This window comes from Gellertiella sp. DMC107 (assembly GCF_056313605.1).
Genome location: NZ_JBQUZZ010000003.1, coordinates 623298 through 638366, shown reverse-complemented (window position 1 = coordinate 638366; position 15069 = coordinate 623298). Strand labels below are relative to the sequence as shown.

16 protein-coding genes are annotated in these 15069 nt (G+C 61.0%); 8 read left to right on the top strand and 8 right to left on the bottom strand.

Going from position 1 to position 15069, the window contains the following annotated elements:
- Window positions 1-162 precede the first annotated feature (162 nt).
- Complete coding sequence (locus tag ACT54B_RS13815) at window positions 163-1341, bottom strand: YdgA family protein (protein ID WP_476045586.1); 1179 nt, start codon at window positions 1339-1341, stop codon at window positions 163-165.
- 329 nt (window positions 1342-1670) lie between these two features.
- Between ACT54B_RS13815 and parC the strand changes: the two genes are divergently transcribed.
- A complete protein-coding gene (parC, locus tag ACT54B_RS13810) occupies window positions 1671-3926 on the top strand; it encodes a DNA topoisomerase IV subunit A (RefSeq protein WP_476045585.1) in 2256 nt (751 codons plus the stop codon).
- A gap of 23 nt (window positions 3927-3949) precedes the next feature.
- Here parC and ACT54B_RS13805 read toward each other — a convergent pair whose 3' ends face one another.
- From ACT54B_RS13805 to hemB, 6 genes are all read right to left on the bottom strand, one after another.
- Window positions 3950-4333 carry a type II toxin-antitoxin system death-on-curing family toxin gene (locus ACT54B_RS13805; RefSeq protein WP_476045619.1) on the bottom strand — a complete coding sequence of 128 codons (384 nt, stop codon included), beginning with the start codon at window positions 4331-4333 and terminating at the stop codon, window positions 3950-3952.
- Entirely contained in the window at window positions 4333-4554 is a 222-nt protein-coding gene (locus ACT54B_RS13800; protein WP_476045584.1) for an AbrB/MazE/SpoVT family DNA-binding domain-containing protein, read from the bottom strand. Before ACT54B_RS13800 ends, ACT54B_RS13805 begins: the two co-directional genes overlap by 1 nt.
- Before the next feature lie 66 nt (window positions 4555-4620).
- Window positions 4621-5487 carry a DMT family transporter gene (locus ACT54B_RS13795; protein ID WP_476045583.1) on the bottom strand — a complete coding sequence of 289 codons (867 nt, stop codon included), beginning with the start codon at window positions 5485-5487 and terminating at the stop codon, window positions 4621-4623.
- Window position 5488: 1 nt separating this feature from the next.
- A complete protein-coding gene (locus ACT54B_RS13790; RefSeq protein WP_476045582.1) occupies window positions 5489-6256 on the bottom strand; it encodes an arginyltransferase in 768 nt (255 codons plus the stop codon).
- Window positions 6257-6368: 112 nt separating this feature from the next.
- A complete protein-coding gene (locus ACT54B_RS13785) occupies window positions 6369-6839 on the bottom strand; it encodes an RDD family protein (protein ID WP_476045581.1) in 471 nt (156 codons plus the stop codon).
- A 102-nt stretch (window positions 6840-6941) separates the two neighbouring features.
- Window positions 6942-7955, bottom strand: a complete 1014-nt coding sequence (gene hemB / locus ACT54B_RS13780; protein ID WP_476045579.1) for a porphobilinogen synthase — start codon at window positions 7953-7955, stop codon at window positions 6942-6944.
- Window positions 7956-8101: 146 nt separating this feature from the next.
- Here hemB and ACT54B_RS13775 point away from each other — a divergent pair, with 146 nt between their 5' ends.
- The 7 genes from ACT54B_RS13775 (at window position 8102) to ACT54B_RS13745 (ending at window position 14561) form a co-directional block, all read left to right on the top strand.
- Window positions 8102-8536, top strand: a complete 435-nt coding sequence (locus ACT54B_RS13775; protein ID WP_476045578.1) for a DUF6163 family protein — start codon at window positions 8102-8104, stop codon at window positions 8534-8536.
- Between the two features lie 129 nt (window positions 8537-8665).
- Window positions 8666-9181: a transcriptional regulator LdtR gene (gene ldtR / locus ACT54B_RS13770; RefSeq protein ID WP_476045577.1), complete on the top strand. Its 516-nt coding sequence runs from the start codon at window positions 8666-8668 to the stop codon at window positions 9179-9181.
- Window positions 9182-9538: 357 nt separating this feature from the next.
- Complete coding sequence (locus ACT54B_RS13765; protein WP_476045576.1) at window positions 9539-10843, top strand: L,D-transpeptidase family protein; 1305 nt, start codon at window positions 9539-9541, stop codon at window positions 10841-10843.
- A gap of 180 nt (window positions 10844-11023) precedes the next feature.
- On the top strand, window positions 11024-12319 hold the full coding sequence (gene glyA, locus ACT54B_RS13760; RefSeq protein WP_476045575.1) for a serine hydroxymethyltransferase: 1296 nt from the start codon (window positions 11024-11026) through the stop codon (window positions 12317-12319).
- 123 nt (window positions 12320-12442) lie between these two features.
- Window positions 12443-12922, top strand: a complete 480-nt coding sequence (gene nrdR / locus ACT54B_RS13755; protein ID WP_476045573.1) for a transcriptional regulator NrdR — start codon at window positions 12443-12445, stop codon at window positions 12920-12922.
- Complete coding sequence (gene ribD, locus ACT54B_RS13750) at window positions 12919-13944, top strand: bifunctional diaminohydroxyphosphoribosylaminopyrimidine deaminase/5-amino-6-(5-phosphoribosylamino)uracil reductase RibD (protein ID WP_476045572.1); 1026 nt, start codon at window positions 12919-12921, stop codon at window positions 13942-13944. Before nrdR ends, ribD begins: the two co-directional genes overlap by 4 nt.
- Window positions 13944-14561, top strand: coding sequence for a riboflavin synthase (locus ACT54B_RS13745; protein ID WP_476045570.1), 618 nt, complete (start codon window positions 13944-13946; stop codon window positions 14559-14561). Before ribD ends, ACT54B_RS13745 begins: the two co-directional genes overlap by 1 nt.
- On the opposite strand, the gene ACT54B_RS13740 is transcribed toward ACT54B_RS13745, so the two are convergent.
- Window positions 14509-15060: a GNAT family N-acetyltransferase gene (locus ACT54B_RS13740; RefSeq protein ID WP_476045568.1), complete on the bottom strand. Its 552-nt coding sequence runs from the start codon at window positions 15058-15060 to the stop codon at window positions 14509-14511. The two genes, ACT54B_RS13745 and ACT54B_RS13740, sit on opposite strands and share 53 nt — an antisense overlap.
- Between the last annotated feature and the right edge of the window lie 9 nt (window positions 15061-15069).

Below are 15069 nucleotides of genomic sequence, written 5' to 3'. Positions count from 1 at the left end.
ACTAAGCGCTAACAAAACCGCTTCTAGCGGTTCAAGCGCAGCGTTTCAAACCTCCACCTTTGGTGGAGGTCATGACTATGTCCGCGGCGAACGAAACTCGGCCACAAAAAAAGCGCCGGCTGAAACCGGCGCTTTCCGTTCCATAGAGGATGTCCGGACCGATCAGTCGTTCGCGGTGACCTTCACGCCCAGCATCTGCGGAACGGTGTTCGGCGCGCCCATGGCGGCACCCATGATCATCGGGAAGGCGACCGGAGCGGAGGGCTTGGCGGAGACCGTGAAGCTCTTCGGATCGTCCAGGTAGCTGGAAACAGCGGATGCAACGGCATTCTGCAGTTCCGGCACGTTCAGCTGGGCCAGCATCATCGGCGCCATGGCCTTCAGCGACTCGGCGAGCTGCTGGCCGGTAATGCCCTGCTGCTGACCTGCATAGTCGAGGGCGCGCTTGGTGATCGAGGCGTCGTCGAAGCGGATTTCCGCGCTGTCGAAGGTCAGCTGCTGCATCAGGCCCATCATCTGGAGACCGGCTGCATCCTTGGTGGCCGGATCGTTCATCTGCTTGCTGGTTTCTTCCAGCTTCTTGATGAGATCCAGCGTCAGGCCGGAAATGGAGGCTGCAATCTTCAGCTTGCCGACATTCTTGAAGTCGAGCGAGATCGCGTCGATGGCCATGGTGCCCTTTTCGAGGGTCCAGGAGGAGCCGATCTCGAAATCGCCTTCGAGCGTCTGCAGGCCGAGTTTCTCGACGGCATCCTTGGTCTTCGGGTCCGGGCTCTGGGAAAGATCGGCCTTCATGCCGGCCGCCTTCCAGCTGTAGTCGACGCCGCTTTCGTCGTCACGCACGGCGGCGGTCGCCTCGACGCTCTCGACGGAGAAGACTTCCTTGCCTTTTTCGCTGACCGTGATCTTGCCCGAATTGGCGCTTTCGAACGGTGCCAGCGTGTCGATCGACTTGTCTGCCGGGTCTGCCGGGATGAACAGGCCGGACAGCGAAAGGCCGGTTGCCGTGAACGTCGTTTCCTTGTCCGTCGTATTGATGTCGGGGAAGGTGACGTTCTCGACCGTATAGTTGCCGTCGTCGTCTTCCTCGACTCCGGTGAAGTTCACGTCGCCCACCTTGACCGGCTTGGCATCGGCGCCCGGGGGCACGTAGGTCAGGCCGCTCATCACCACGTCAGCCCCGTCCACCGAAATGTCTTCGGCCGTGATCTTCGCGCCACCGGCTTCGTAGTTCTTGTTGATCGCGGCGAGGAATTCATCGCCATCGAGCGCGAAGGCCGAGCCGGCAAGGGCGAGGAAGGTCGTGCTTGCAAGCGCAAGGCGGAGGGAGTGTTTCATCATGGAACGTCGTCCTTTGTTGAGTATCTGGAACCGGCGGGTCCCGTCGGCGTGGCTGAACCATAGCGTTTTTGCAGGCCATGGTGCAGGGAGGGAAAAGGTCAGATGTATAAATTTTTTCACCGGCTATAAACCCGCTGCAATCTCCGCCTTGTTCCGAAGCAACCCCTCCATGTCAATTGTGACAGGGTAATGACCGCTTCGCTCGAAAGAAATAATCCTTCCCGCCGCGGCGCCGGATCCACGAAAACCGGCCATTTCGGGGAATATTTCCACAAGTCGGCGGGGGTGATTCCTTGCCGGGGAATCAATTGTCCTTTAACCAGCAAGGCATGGGAAAAGAACTTTTGCCGCCCGGGGGCGGGGACGACGACCATATCCAGCCGGTAGACCTCAAGGCCGCGCTCGAAGAGCGTTACCTGGCCTATGCCTTGTCGACCATCATGCACCGGGCGCTTCCCGATGTGCGCGATGGTCTGAAGCCGGTGCACCGCCGCATCATTCACGCCATGAGCGAGATGGGCGTTCGGCCCAATGTCGCGCACAAGAAATGCGCCCGCATCGTCGGCGATGTGATCGGTAAGTTCCATCCCCACGGCGACCAGTCGGTCTACGATGCGCTGGTGCGCCTCGCGCAGGATTTTTCCCAACGCTATCCTGTCGTGGACGGGCAGGGCAATTTCGGCAATATCGACGGCGACAGCGCCGCTGCCTATCGTTACACCGAAGCCCGCATGACCGATGTGGCCGTGCTGCTGCTCGAAGGCATCGATCAGGATGCGGTGGATTTCCGGCCGACCTACAACGAGGAAGACGAGGAGCCGGTGGTTCTGCCCGGCGCCTTCCCGAACCTGCTCGCCAATGGTGCCTCCGGTATCGCGGTGGGCATGGCGACCTCCATTCCCCCGCACAATGCCCACGAATTGTGCGATGCGGCGCTGCACCTGATCAAGCATCCCGATGCGACCGTCGAGAAACTGGTGGAGTTCATACCCGGGCCGGACCTGCCGACCGGCGGGGTGATCATCGATGGACGCGACAGCATCATCGAGGCCTACAAGACCGGCCGCGGCGGCTTCCGGGTGCGCGCCAAGTGGGAAATGGAAGATCTGGGGCGCGGCGGCTACCAGATCGTCGTCACGGAAATTCCGTTCCAGGTGCAGAAATCGCGCCTGATCGAGAAGATCGCCGAGCTCTTGATCGCCCGCAAGCTTCCGTTGCTGGAAGACATTCGCGATGAGTCAGCTGAAGATGTCCGCATCGTGCTGATCCCGAAGAGCCGCACGGTCGACGCGACGCTGCTTATGGAATCGCTCTTCCGCCTGACCGAGCTGGAAAGCCGCATTCCCCTCAACATGAACGTTCTGTCCATGGGGCGCATCCCCCGGGTCATGGCGTTGAACGAAGTGCTGCTCGAATGGCTGGCGCATCGCAAGGACGTGCTGATCCGGCGCTCGAAGCACCGGCTCGCCGCCATCGACCGGCGGCTGGAGATTCTCGGCGGTCTGCTCGTCGCCTATCTCAACCTGGACGAGGTCATCCGCATCATCCGCGAAGAGGATGAGCCGAAGCCGGTTCTGATAGCCCGGTTTACCCTTACGGACATACAGGCCGAAGCGATCCTCAACATGCGCCTGCGGTCGCTGCGCAAGCTCGAGGAATTCGAGATCCGCACGGAATTCGACAATCTCTCCAAAGAGAAGGCCGACATCGAGGCGCTGCTCGCTTCCGATGAAAAGCTCTGGCAGGCCGTGAGCTGGGAGATCGGCGAGGTCAAGAAGAAATATGCCAAGGCGACCGAACTCGGCAAACGCCGGACGATCTTCGCCGATGCACCGCAGGCCGACGACGATGCCATCAGCCAGGCGATGATCGAAAAGGAACCGGTCACCATCGTGATTTCGGAGAAGGCCTGGATCCGCGCGCTGAAGGGCCATATTGCCGATACGTCGACGCTCGCCTTCAAGGAAGGTGATGCGTTGAAGGTGGCGTTCCCCGCCCAGACCACCGACAAGATCCTTATCGTGACGACAGGCGGCAAGGCCTACACGCTCGGTGCCGACAAGCTGCCGGGCGGTCGCGGCCATGGCGAACCGCTGCGCGTGATGGTCGACATGGAGAACGACCAGGATGTGCTGACCGCCTTCGTCCACGATCCGCAGCGCAAGCTCGTCCTGTCATCTGCAGCCGGCAATGGCTTCATCATTGCGGAGAGCGAAATGGTGGCGAACACCCGCAAGGGCAAGCAGATCATGAACGTCTCCATGCCCGATGAGGCGAAGCTGGTCGTGCCCGTGCGAGGCGATCACGTGGCCGTGGTCGGCGAGAACCGCAAGATGCTGGTCTTCCCCATGAACCAGATGCCGGAAATGACCCGCGGCAAGGGCGTGCGCCTTCAGCGATACAAGGATGGCGGCATTTCCGACATCAAGTGCTTCGCCATCGAAGAGGGGCTATCCTGGGAAGACAGTGCCGGCCGCTCCTTCACCCGCACGAAGGCCGAACTGGTGGAATGGCTCGGCGACCGTGCTGGTGCGGGCCGTACCGTGCCAAAGGGCTTCCCGAAAAGCGGGCGATTTACCGGCTGATCCGTAAGGAAGGGGCGGGCCACTCAGCCTTCGAGCGGAATGCAGTGATCGATGAGGAACCGGGTTGCACCTTCCTCATCGATTTCGCCGGCCGCCACGGAGAGCACGAATGCAATCACCGTTCCCTGGTCCGCCTCTATCAGGTATCCGTTGATGTAAAGAAAGGTGAAGGCGGCCAGAAAACCCGTCCGCTTGTTGCCGTCCACGTAAGGGTGATTGCGTACGATCCCGTATAGATAGGCTGCTGCCAGCGCAAACAGGTCTGGCGATCCATAGGCCAGTTTGTTCAAAGGGCGTGCCAGCGCGGCCTCAAGAGCGTTTTCATCTTTAAGGCCTGCCCGGCCGCCGTGCTCCGCAAGTTGTTCGTCATGGAAGATATCGACGGCTCGCCGGTCCAGGAAGATCATCACTTGGCCAGTTCGCGCAGAGCGATCTTGTATTTCTGCATGCCGATCCGTGCGGCTTCCAGTTGCCGGGAGAGATCGGTTCCCATGGGCTTGAGTTTGATCTTGCCATCTTCGGCCTTAAGCTGAAGGGTATCGCCCGCCTTGAGGCCCATTCCCTGAAGAACGTCCTTCGGGATGATCACGCCCTCCGAATTGCCGATTTTTCGAATAGTCACGTTCATGGTTTTCCTCGCGTTGCAACGAAGTTATAACATCAAGCGTTCCCTAATGCAACAGATCTGTATACCTCAGGTTTCCCCCCGTGGCCGCATCTGCGCGGCGGAATAGGCTACCAGCGCAAGGGTGATGATCAGGCCGCCGATCAGGCTCTGCGTCGTTGGAACTTCCGCAAAGATCAGCCAGACCCAGATGGGTGCGAGTACGGTTTCGAGCAGATAGAACATGCCGACCTCCGCCGCCTTCAGATAGCGGGGACCGGTGGCGAGGCAGAAGAAGGCGAGCGGGATCATCACCATGCCGTCGAGCGCAAGCCAGAAAGGCGAGGGCAGGGAAAAACCCTCCGGCCAGGCAAAGACTGCGGCGATGGCGGCAGGCATGATGGCGCCGATCAGCGGAACGAAGCCCATCTCCTGACGGGTGGCCCGGCCGATGGTGATCGCCCCGGCCAGCAGCAGCGAAGCGCCGAGTGCAAGCATGTCCCCAAAAATATGCCCGCCTTCCAGGCTACCCTGCACGATGATCCCCACGCCCACGATCATGACGGCCATGGTGACGAGGGTGCCTGTCGAGGGACGCTCCTTCAGGAAGATCCAGGAGGTGATCGCCGCGAACATCGGGTTGAAGGCGATGATGAACACCACATTCGCGGTGGATGTATGGAAAACGGCACCGAGAAAGAAGATCGTCGAGATGCCGTAGAAGATCCCGGCGACCAAGGCTGCCCTGCCGGGGATCAGCACGGGTCTTTGCCGGGTGAAGAGCCGGATCGCACCGTAGAGAAGAAGAGCTGCGGCGAAGGTCATGATCGAACGAAGCGCGATCACCTGCCAGGCGCCGCCGCCCGAGAGCCGAACGAGCGGGACGTCGAAAGAGAGCGAAAGGCCGCCGATAAAGGTGATCAGCAGGCCTTTCCGATGGGGGGTGAGAAGCGACAATTCAGCTTTCCGGATCAGGGGCGAGGGATGGTTCATACCGTTCCCAGCCGGTGGCGAGCAGATGTTCCTGCGGCTGGAAGCGGGTCTTGTAATCCATCTTCCGCGAGCCTTTAACCCAGTATCCGAGATAAACATGGGGAAGGCCCAGCACCTGGGCGCGCCGGATATGATCGAGGATCATGAACGTGCCGAGCGAGCGCCGTTCATAGGCAGGGTTGAAAAAGGAATAAACCATCGACAGACCGTCCGCCATCTGGTCGGTCAAGGCGCAGGCCACGAGCTCGCCTTTCGCGCCGATCCCCGAACCTTCCGTGCGGATCCGGTACTCGATCACCCGCGTATTCACATGCGTGTCTTCCACCATGACCGCGTAGTCCAGGCTCGACATGTCAGACATGCCGCCTTTCTGGTGCCTGTCATCGAGGTAGGAGCGGAAAAGCGAAAACTGTTCGGCGGAGGGGCGCGCCGGCATTTCGGTCCCCACCAGATCATCGTTCATCGCCATGTTGCGGCGCATGGAACGGGCCGGTTTGAATTCCTGTGTGAGAATCCGCACCGAAATACAGGCGCGGCAAGCCTCGCAGGCGGGGCGGTAGGCAATATTCTGCGAGCGGCGAAAACCGCCCTGGGTCAGCAGGTCGTTCATGTCGGCCGCGCGCGGACCCACGAGATGGGTGAATACCTTGCGTTCGGTCTCGCCCGGCAAATAGGGGCAGGCGGCGGGAGCCGTGAGGTAAAATTGCGGTGATGGCGCCGTCTGCGTATTCATATACCCGGCCTCACGTCAGGAGGGCATCGATGCACCCAGAATTGCCGAACTTCAGGAAAGGTCAACTCCATACAGTCAAAATTCTCTTAATTAAAAAGGCTTTGAACAAAAATCACGAAACCGTGTGGTAGGCCGAGCGGTCTGCCATGGCCGTTCCGAGGAGCAGGTCATGCAACAGGCGATTGCGGTTTGTAAAGAGGCCGACAAGCAATACGAGTGGTGTCAACACCGAATTGAACAGCCAGAACAGCACAAGGTGAACAATTGCCGTAAAGAAATCGATCGGCCGACCGCTCTGCTGGACAAGAATGAGGCCCATCATGCGCATTCCCGGAGAAGCCTGCCTTTGGCCGCCCACGGTCAGGCCGAAGTAGAAAAGAGCGGTGAGGATGCCCAGCACGGGATAGATGAACCAGGCGACACCGAGCGTGAGGATGCCGACAAAGAACACCACGATCGCCGCCAGCAGAAGAACAAGCCCCAGCAGGACATAGTCGATCAGGAAGGCGAAAACACGCCGGGCCAGAGTGCCCTGAAAGGCGGATTCGCTGATATAGTCGGTCGCTTCCGGCGCGGTGCTCATGGCATCTCCTTGCAATGTCCTACATAAGCATATGGGTGTGCCAGAACCGGATTCAACTCGAAAAATACCTCCCCCAGTTTTGGGGATGGGGGAGGGAACAGGTCAGGAGCGGGCGAGAATGCGCGCTACATCAGGAGCGAAATAGGTCAGGATGCCGTCACAGCCGGCGCGCTTGAAACAGAGAAGCGTTTCCATCATCACCCGTTCGCCGTCGATCCAGCCATTCATGGCCGCCGCCTTGATCTGGGTATATTCACCGGAGACCTGATAGGCAAAGGTGGGAACGCCGAAGGCTTCCTTGATGCGCCAGCAGATATCGAGATAGGGCAGGCCAGGCTTGACCATCAGCATGTCCGCCCCTTCCTCCACGTCGAGTGCGGCATCGCGGATGGCCTCGGTGCCGTTGGCGGGGTCGATGTAATAGCTCTTCTTGTCGCCCTTCAGCAGCCCGCCGGTGGAGATGGCCTCCCGGTAGGGACCATAAAAGCCGGAGGCAAACTTCGTCGCATAGGACATGATGCCAACCGACTGGTGGCCGGCGGCATCGAGCGCGCGGCGGATGGCGCCGATGCGGCCGTCCATCATTTCCGAAGGCGCGATGATATCGGAGCCTGCATCTGCCTGCAGCACCGCCGCGCGACAGATCTGATCGACGGTTTCGTCATTGACGATTTCCGCGCCGCGCAGGATCCCGTCATGGCCGTGGCTGGTGAAGGGATCGAGCGCCACGTCGGTGATGATGCCGATGGTCGGCACCGCCTTCTTGATCGCCTCGGTCACCTGGTTGATCAGATTGTTCGCTTCAAGCGCATTGGAGCCGGTCTCGTCGCGCAGATGCATCTCGATATTGGGAAAGGTCGCCAGCGCCGGAATGCCGAGGTCCGCTGCTTGCCGTGCGGCTTCGACCGCCTTGTCCACCGTCATGCGATTGACCCCCGGCATGGCGGCGATAGGGTCGGTGATGTTGCTGCCGGGAATGACGAAGATAGGCCAGATGAGGTCATCGACCGTGAGACGGTTTTCCTGCACGAGCCGTCTGGTCCAGTCGGCCTTGCGGTTGCGGCGCATGCGGCGGTGGCCGGTGATGCTGTCCACAAGATGGGTCTTGTCCTGCATGTGTCCTGTCCTTTCTGGTCAGCGCGCTGGCCCGGGCAGGCGCTGCGGCTTTTCTTTCGCTCTAGTCCTCATGAAGGTTCGGTGCAATATGGCACAATCGCCTGAGCTGTCTGGCCGCAGCCTGCCGTTCCCTGTAGGCTTGCCGCATGGATGCTGATTCACTCACCCCTCCCAAGCGCTCTTTCCTGGATATTGGCTTCATGCTGTTCCTGAGGCTGGTTGCGCTTGCCTGTCTCATTTTCGGAATTCAGTACTGGGGCCTGCTGACGGGATATCTGCTGGAGGGGCGGGCGAGGTTCGATTTGCTCAATCTGCCCTGGAAGGTCGCGGGCGCATCCCTTTCCGTGCTGTTTCCGGTTGCGGCTCTGGGCCTCTGGCTGACCTCGTCCTGGGGCCCGGTCGTCTGGGTGATCGCCGCCGGAAGCCAGATCGTGATGTATACCGTTTGGCCCGAGATTTTCGGCACCAATTGGCCCATCGTCATCATGAACGCCATCGTCATGGCGATCTATGCCGCGTTCCGGATCCTGTTGTTCCTGCGCCGGCGCCGGATGCGACTGGTAAGGGTTGATTCACCCTGAAACGAAGGCCGACTTCGGTAAGGGGCTGTTAAGGCTGGGTTTTAAGTAGAATTTTATGGGTGTTCGCTAGGTTGGCTCACAAGGCGGGAAACAAACAAAACAACCGCCAAACAAACAGTGAGGCAGACCATGAACACGAAACTGAAGACCCAGGCGGTTGCGCCCGGCATGTCCCTCCAGGACGACTCCATCCGTTCCCTCTACATGGAATCCCTGCATCTCGTCGAGCGCCTGCATCGCCGTCTTCTGGACGTGATCAAGGACGAGTTCGACCGTCAGGGCCGCAGCGACGTCAATGCCATTCAGGCCTTGCTGCTGTTCAACATCGGCAATTCGGAACTGACGGCAGGCGAGCTTCGCTCCCGCGGTTACTATCTGGGTTCCAACGTCTCCTACAACGTCAAGAAGCTCGTTGACCTCGGCTTCATCAACCATCAGCGCTCCCGCGTCGACCGCCGCTCGGTCCGCATCAGCCTGACGGATGAAGGACGCGAAATCGCCGAAACCGTTGCCAAGCTCTACGAGCGTCACATCGGTTCCATTCAGAAAGTCGGCGGTATCGGCACGGACGAATTCACGCAGATGAACAAGCTGCTGCAGCGTCTGGACCGTTTCTGGAACGATCAGATCCTCTATCGCCTCTGATCGCTGGCAACACCGAAGGCCGTCCCGGCGCTTCCGGGACGCGGATTACGCATGAACCTCCAGAAGGCCGGACGTGTCCCCTGCACGTCCGGTTCTTTGCGTGGGCATCCGCAGGGAGGGGGAAGCCGCCGTTTTGACCGATCACGAAACCGTCAGCGGGGCAGGTTGTGTCTTTTGTGACACGAATTGGCCATATTGCTTTGTGAGTGGAGCCTGTGGGCACGCTCGCTCGTTGAAGCGTGCGAAGGCTTGGCGCACAAGCGCTCCCGAAGTGGGTCCCCCCGGCGTTTCCATTTGTTAACCATGAGATGGTAGGCCAAGGTTTCGGGACATGTTTAAGAATGACGGTGGTGGATTATGTCTAATGTTAAGGATGACGCAGCCTTCAACCGGCGCACGTTCCTGCGCTCGGCGATCAGTGCCGGCCTCGCCTCGGTTGCCCTGCCTGCCTATGCCCAGACGGCCTTCGATGATGTGATCAATGCGCCGCGTCGGGGCAACTGGGACGACCAGTTCGACGCCAACAACGCATCGCGCACGGCTGCGACCGTCAAGTCCAACAATCCGATCCTCGGCCCGGGCTGCCTGCCGAATATTCAGCAGGCCATTCTCGAATACCAGCAGATCGTGGCGTCCGGCGGGTGGCCGCAGGTGGTGCCGACCGGTCAGCGCCTTCAGATCGGTGTCGTCGATCCGCTCGTCCCGGTGCTGCGCCAGCGCCTGATGGTTTCGGGCGACCTGCCCCGCAATGCCGGCCTTTCCGATGCCTTCGACTCCTACGTGGATGGCGCCGTCAAGCGCTTCCAGGCTCGCCACGGCCTGCCGGAAGACGGCGTGCTGGGCGAATTCACCGTCAAGGCCCTGAACATTCCGGCCGATGTCCGCCTGCAGCAGTTGAACACGAACCTCGTGCGCGTTCAGTCCATGTCCGGCGATCTCGGCCAGCGTTATGTGATGGTCAACATTCCGGCGGCCTACATCGAAGCGGTGGAAGCCGGTCGCGTGGTGTTGCGCAACACCGCCATCGTCGGCCGCATTTCCCGTCCGTCGCCGATCCTGAATTCCAAGATCTATGAAGTGATCCTGAACCCCTACTGGATTGCGCCGCGCTCGATCGTCGAAAAGGACATCGTGCCGCTGATGCGCAAGGATCCCACCTACCTGACGCGCAACAACATCCGTCTGATCGATTCGAAGGGCAATGAAATTCCGCCGGACACGGTCGACTGGAACGCGCCGAAGGCTCCGCCCTACGAGTTCCGCCAGGATCCGGGCAAGATCAACGCCATGGCCTCGACGAAGATCAACTTCTACAACGAGTTCAGCGTCTACATGCACGATACGCCGCAGCAGGGGTTGTTCAACAAGCTCGCCCGCTTCGAATCGTCCGGCTGCGTGCGCGTGCAGAACGTGCGCGACCTCTCGACCTGGCTTCTGCGCGACACCCCCGGCTGGAACCGCCAGCAGATCGAGCGGGTCATCGAAAGCCGCGTCAATACGCCGATCAAGCTCACCGAGCCGGTTCCGGTCTATTTCGTCTATATCACCGCCTGGTCGGCCAAGGATCGCGTGGTTCAGTTCCGCGACGACATCTATCAGCTGGATGGCAATGCCGAACTGGCGCTGCAGACCACCACCGGGATCGAACAGGCCGCCCAGTAAGCCGGCCAACCGACGCTTCGACAAGCAAAGCCGCGTTTTTCGACGCGGCTTTTTGCATTTCCGGGGAGGGGAGGTGCAGCTAAGCGTAGTTGGCGCACCAAATGTCGCTCTTCGTCTTGCCCTCACCCTAAGCGGGCGCTAAGACCCATTTCCGCGCACTTCCACCTTAGGAGCCCCTTCATGACCTCTGGTAACACCGACGTCTTCTTCTCCCGCACGCTTGCCGATGCCGATCCGGAAATCTTCGGCGCGATCGAGAAGGAGCTTGGCCGTCAACGCCATGAAATCGAGCTGATCGCCTCCGAGAACATCGTCTCGCGCGCCGTGCTGGAAGCACAGGGCTCGATCATGACCAACAAGTATGCCGAGGGCTATCCGGGCAAGCGCTACTACGGCGGCTGCCAGTTCGTGGACATTGCCGAAGAACTGGCAATCGACCGCGCCAAGAAGCTGTTCGGCGTCAATTTCGCCAACGTCCAGCCGAACTCCGGTTCGCAGATGAACCAGGCCGTGTTCCTCGCTTTGCTGCAGCCGGGTGATACCTTCATGGGTCTCGACCTGAACTCCGGGGGCCACCTGACCCACGGTTCGCCGGTCAACATGTCCGGCAAGTGGTTCAACGTCGTGTCCTACGGCGTGCGTGCCGAAGACCATCAGCTCGATATGGACGATGTTGCCGCCAAGGCAGAGAAGTTCAAGCCGAAGCTGATCATTGCCGGCGGCACGGCCTATTCCCGCGTCTGGGACTGGAAGCGCTTCCGCGAAATCGCCGACTCGATTGGCGCCTATCTGATGGTCGATATGGCCCACATTGCCGGCCTCGTGGCCGGTGGCCAGCATCCGTCGCCGTTCCCGCATTGCCACGTTGCCACGTCCACGACCCACAAGTCGCTGCGTGGTCCGCGCGGCGGCATGATCCTCACCAATGACGAGGATCTGGCGAAGAAGATCAACTCGGCCGTCTTCCCGGGCCTCCAGGGCGGCCCGCTGATGCATGTGATCGCCGCAAAGGCCGTGGCCTTCGGTGAAGCGCTGAAGCCGGAATTCAAGGATTACGCGGCCCAGGTCGTCAAGAACGCCAAGGCGCTCTCCCAGACTCTCGTGGATGGTGGCCTGGACATCGTGTCCGGCGGCACCGACAACCACCTGATGCTCGTGGACCTGCGCAAGAAGAACGCCACCGGCAAGCGCGCCGAAACCGCTCTTGGCCGTGCCTACATCACCTGCAACAAGAACGGCATCCCGTTCGACCCCGAGAAGCCCTTCGTGACCTCCGGTATCCGTCTGGGTACGCCCGCCGGCACGACCCGTGGCTTCAAGGAAGCCGAATTCAAGGAAATCGGCAACCTCATCATCGAGGTGCTCGATGGTCTGAAGGTTGCGAATTCCGACGAAGGCAATGCTGCCGTGGAAGCTGCCGTTCGCGAGAAGGTCGTCGCGCTGACCGACCGCTTCCCGATGTATCCCTACCTCTGAGTAAGGTCTGCCGAGCGGGTGTGGAAACATGCCCGCCGGCGCTTGGGGACTTGTCTTTCGTTGATTTCGGGTGGAAAAGGGGTGACCTTTTTTCACCCGTTTTCGTTTTTGCACGAGGTTTGAATGCGCTGCCCCTATTGCGGTTCCGAGGATACCCAGGTCAAGGATTCCCGGCCTGCCGAGGATGGCTCCTCCATTCGCCGCCGCCGCATCTGCCCGGATTGCGGCGGACGCTTCACCACCTTCGAACGCGTTCAGCTGCGTGAGCTGATGGTCCTGAAGAAAACGGGCCGCAAGGTGCCTTTCGACCGGGAAAAACTGGTCCGATCCTTCGAGATCGCGCTGCGCAAGCGCCCGGTCGAACGCGACAGGATCGAACGGGCCGTTTCCGGCATCGTCCGCCGCCTGGAAAGCTCGGGTGAGGTGGAAATCTCCTCGGAACAGATCGGCCTGCAGGTGCTCGAAGCCCTGAAGAGCCTGGATGATGTGGCCTTCGTGCGCTACGCCTCGGTCTATCGCGACTTCTCCCATGCGGAGGATTTCGAAAAGGTCATCGAGGAGATCAATGCGAAAATCGCCCGCGATCCCGGGCTCGGACATTGACGATGACGGCCTCGGATGACCGGCGCTTCATGGCTGCGGCGCTGAGGCTGGCGCGCTGGAACACGGGCCTCACGGCAACAAATCCCTCCGTTGCCTGCCTGATCGTCAAGGATGGTGCCATCATCGGTTCTGGCATTACCGCGCCGGGCGGCCGGCCCCATGCGGAAACCCGGGCGCTGGCGGATGCCGGAAATGCCGCGCGCGGCGCGACGGCCTATGTCACGCTGGAGCCCTGTTCCCATCACGGGAAGACACCCCCCTGCGCCAATGCCCTCATCGCGGCTGGCGTCGCCCGTGTCGTGGTTTCCGTAACGGATCCGGACAGCCGCGTGAGCGGGCGTGGGCTTGCCCTGTTGCGCGAGGCGGGTATCGCGGTGGATGCGGGGGTTCTGGAAGCCGAGGGCAGGGCGGTTCTTTCGGGCTACCTCATGCGCCAGGTGGAAAAGCGGCCGCATGTGACTCTGAAGCTTGCCGTTTCCGCCGATGGCATGATCGGCCGGAAAGGCGCGGGTCAGGTCTCCATAACGGGACCCGTCGCCCGTCGGCAGGTGCATGCGCTCCGGGCCGAAATGGATGCGATCCTGGTGGGTGCGGGAACGGCTGAGGCTGACGATCCGCTCCTCGATGTCCGCCTGCCGGGGCTTGAGGCGCGGTCGCCGCACCGGTTTGTTCTGGGTCGCGGTTTCGTGCCGGCGGGCGGATCGAAGCTCGGGCAATCGGCCGGCCGTGTGCCATTGGCCGTGATCGGACAGAACCCGGAAGAAGGGCTGGATATCCTGCTCGGACGCATGGCCGGGGAGGGGATCTCCTCGTTGCTGGTGGAAGGCGGGGCACGGGTCGCCCGGGCCTTTCTCGAGGCGGATCTGGTGGATCGCATCCTGCTTTTCGAGGGGCCGGGTTCTATCGGCGTCGATGGCATTGCGTCGCCAGTGACGCGCACCCATATGCCCGTCGGGTTCAGGCTTGATCGAACCGAAGCATTCGGCCCGGACCGGGCCTATCACTATGAGAGAGACCGCTGATGTTCACCGGAATTGTCACCGATGTCGGAACCGTCGAAAGCATCGTGCCGCTGGCTGCGGGTGTGCGACTGCGTGTGCGCACCGCCTATGATCCTGCGGGGATCGCTATGGGGGCAAGCATTGCCCATGCGGGCACCTGCCTGACGGTCACGGCCCTGCCCGAGAAGGGGTCGGCCGACCGCTGGTACGAGGTGGAGGCCTGGGAAGAAGCCTTGCGTCTGACGACAATCGCCGACTGGAAGCCGGGCACCCGGATCAATCTGGAACGGTCGCTCAAGATCGGCGATGAACTCGGCGGGCATCTTGTCTCGGGCCATGTGGATGGCACCGCCGAAATCCTCTCCATCAAGGCGGAAGGCGATGCGGTCCGCTATACGCTGCGCGCGCCCGGGCCTCTTGCCCGTTTCGTTGCGCCGAAAGGTTCTGTCGCGCTCGACGGCACCTCGCTGACGGTCAATGCGGTGAACGGCACGGATTTCGACGTGCTGCTCATTCGCCACACGCTTGAAGTGACCACCTGGGGTGAGCGCAAGCCCGGTGATCGCGTGAATTTCGAAGTCGACACTATGGCGCGATACGCTGCAAGGCTTGCCGAGTTCCCGGCCTACGGCAAATGATGGTCGGGTGGCCGGAATATTCGGTCACCAGCCCCTCCGCAAAACCGAGGCTGCGGGCGAGCTTGCGCGAGGGCTCGTTGACGGGATCGATGATCGCCGAGAAATGCATGTCCGGAAAGGTCTTCTCTGCCCACTCGATCGCAGCGGTCATGATCTCCCGGGCAATTCCCTTGCCATGATAGGGTGGCAAGAGCATCCAGCCCGCTTCCAGCGTGCCTTCGATGCTCGGCTTGATCGCGCGCTTCATGTCGTGAAAGCCGGCCTCACCGATCAGTTTGCCGGTCGCCTTGTCCTCCACCACGAAGAATCCGAAACCGAACACCTGCCAATGGCCGGTGGTGCGGAGAATTCGAGACCACGCGGTCTCCCGGGTCAGAGCCGTGCCGATGGTGTGACGCAGGACGCTTTCCTCTTGCCAAAGATCGACATAGGCGTCGAGATCCTTGGGCTTGACGACGCGCAGCCGCATGCGCGCCGTTTCTATGACAGGCGTATTCACGGGATCAAT

Excerpts from the sequence above, each read along its gene's own strand:
- ACT54B_RS13765 (WP_476045576.1), top strand. The coding sequence starts at position 9,539 with ATGTCTAATGTTAAGGATGACGCAGCCTTCAACCGGCGCACGTTCCTG.
- ACT54B_RS13775 (WP_476045578.1), top strand. The coding sequence starts at position 8,102 with ATGGATGCTGATTCACTCACCCCTCCCAAGCGCTCTTTCCTGGATATT.
- ACT54B_RS13805 (WP_476045619.1), bottom strand. The coding sequence starts at position 4,333 with ATGATCTTCCTGGACCGGCGAGCCGTCGATATCTTCCATGACGAACAA.
- glyA (WP_476045575.1), top strand. The coding sequence starts at position 11,024 with ATGACCTCTGGTAACACCGACGTCTTCTTCTCCCGCACGCTTGCCGAT.
- hemB (WP_476045579.1), bottom strand. The coding sequence starts at position 7,955 with ATGCAGGACAAGACCCATCTTGTGGACAGCATCACCGGCCACCGCCGC.
- ldtR (WP_476045577.1), top strand. The coding sequence starts at position 8,666 with ATGAACACGAAACTGAAGACCCAGGCGGTTGCGCCCGGCATGTCCCTC.
- ACT54B_RS13790 (WP_476045582.1), bottom strand. The coding sequence starts at position 6,256 with ATGAATACGCAGACGGCGCCATCACCGCAATTTTACCTCACGGCTCCC.
- ACT54B_RS13745 (WP_476045570.1), top strand. The coding sequence starts at position 13,944 with ATGTTCACCGGAATTGTCACCGATGTCGGAACCGTCGAAAGCATCGTG.
- nrdR (WP_476045573.1), top strand. The coding sequence starts at position 12,443 with ATGCGCTGCCCCTATTGCGGTTCCGAGGATACCCAGGTCAAGGATTCC.
- ACT54B_RS13815 (WP_476045586.1), bottom strand. The coding sequence starts at position 1,341 with ATGATGAAACACTCCCTCCGCCTTGCGCTTGCAAGCACGACCTTCCTC.
- parC (WP_476045585.1), top strand. The coding sequence starts at position 1,671 with ATGGGAAAAGAACTTTTGCCGCCCGGGGGCGGGGACGACGACCATATC.
- ACT54B_RS13785 (WP_476045581.1), bottom strand. The coding sequence starts at position 6,839 with ATGAGCACCGCGCCGGAAGCGACCGACTATATCAGCGAATCCGCCTTT.
- ACT54B_RS13800 (WP_476045584.1), bottom strand. The coding sequence starts at position 4,554 with ATGAACGTGACTATTCGAAAAATCGGCAATTCGGAGGGCGTGATCATC.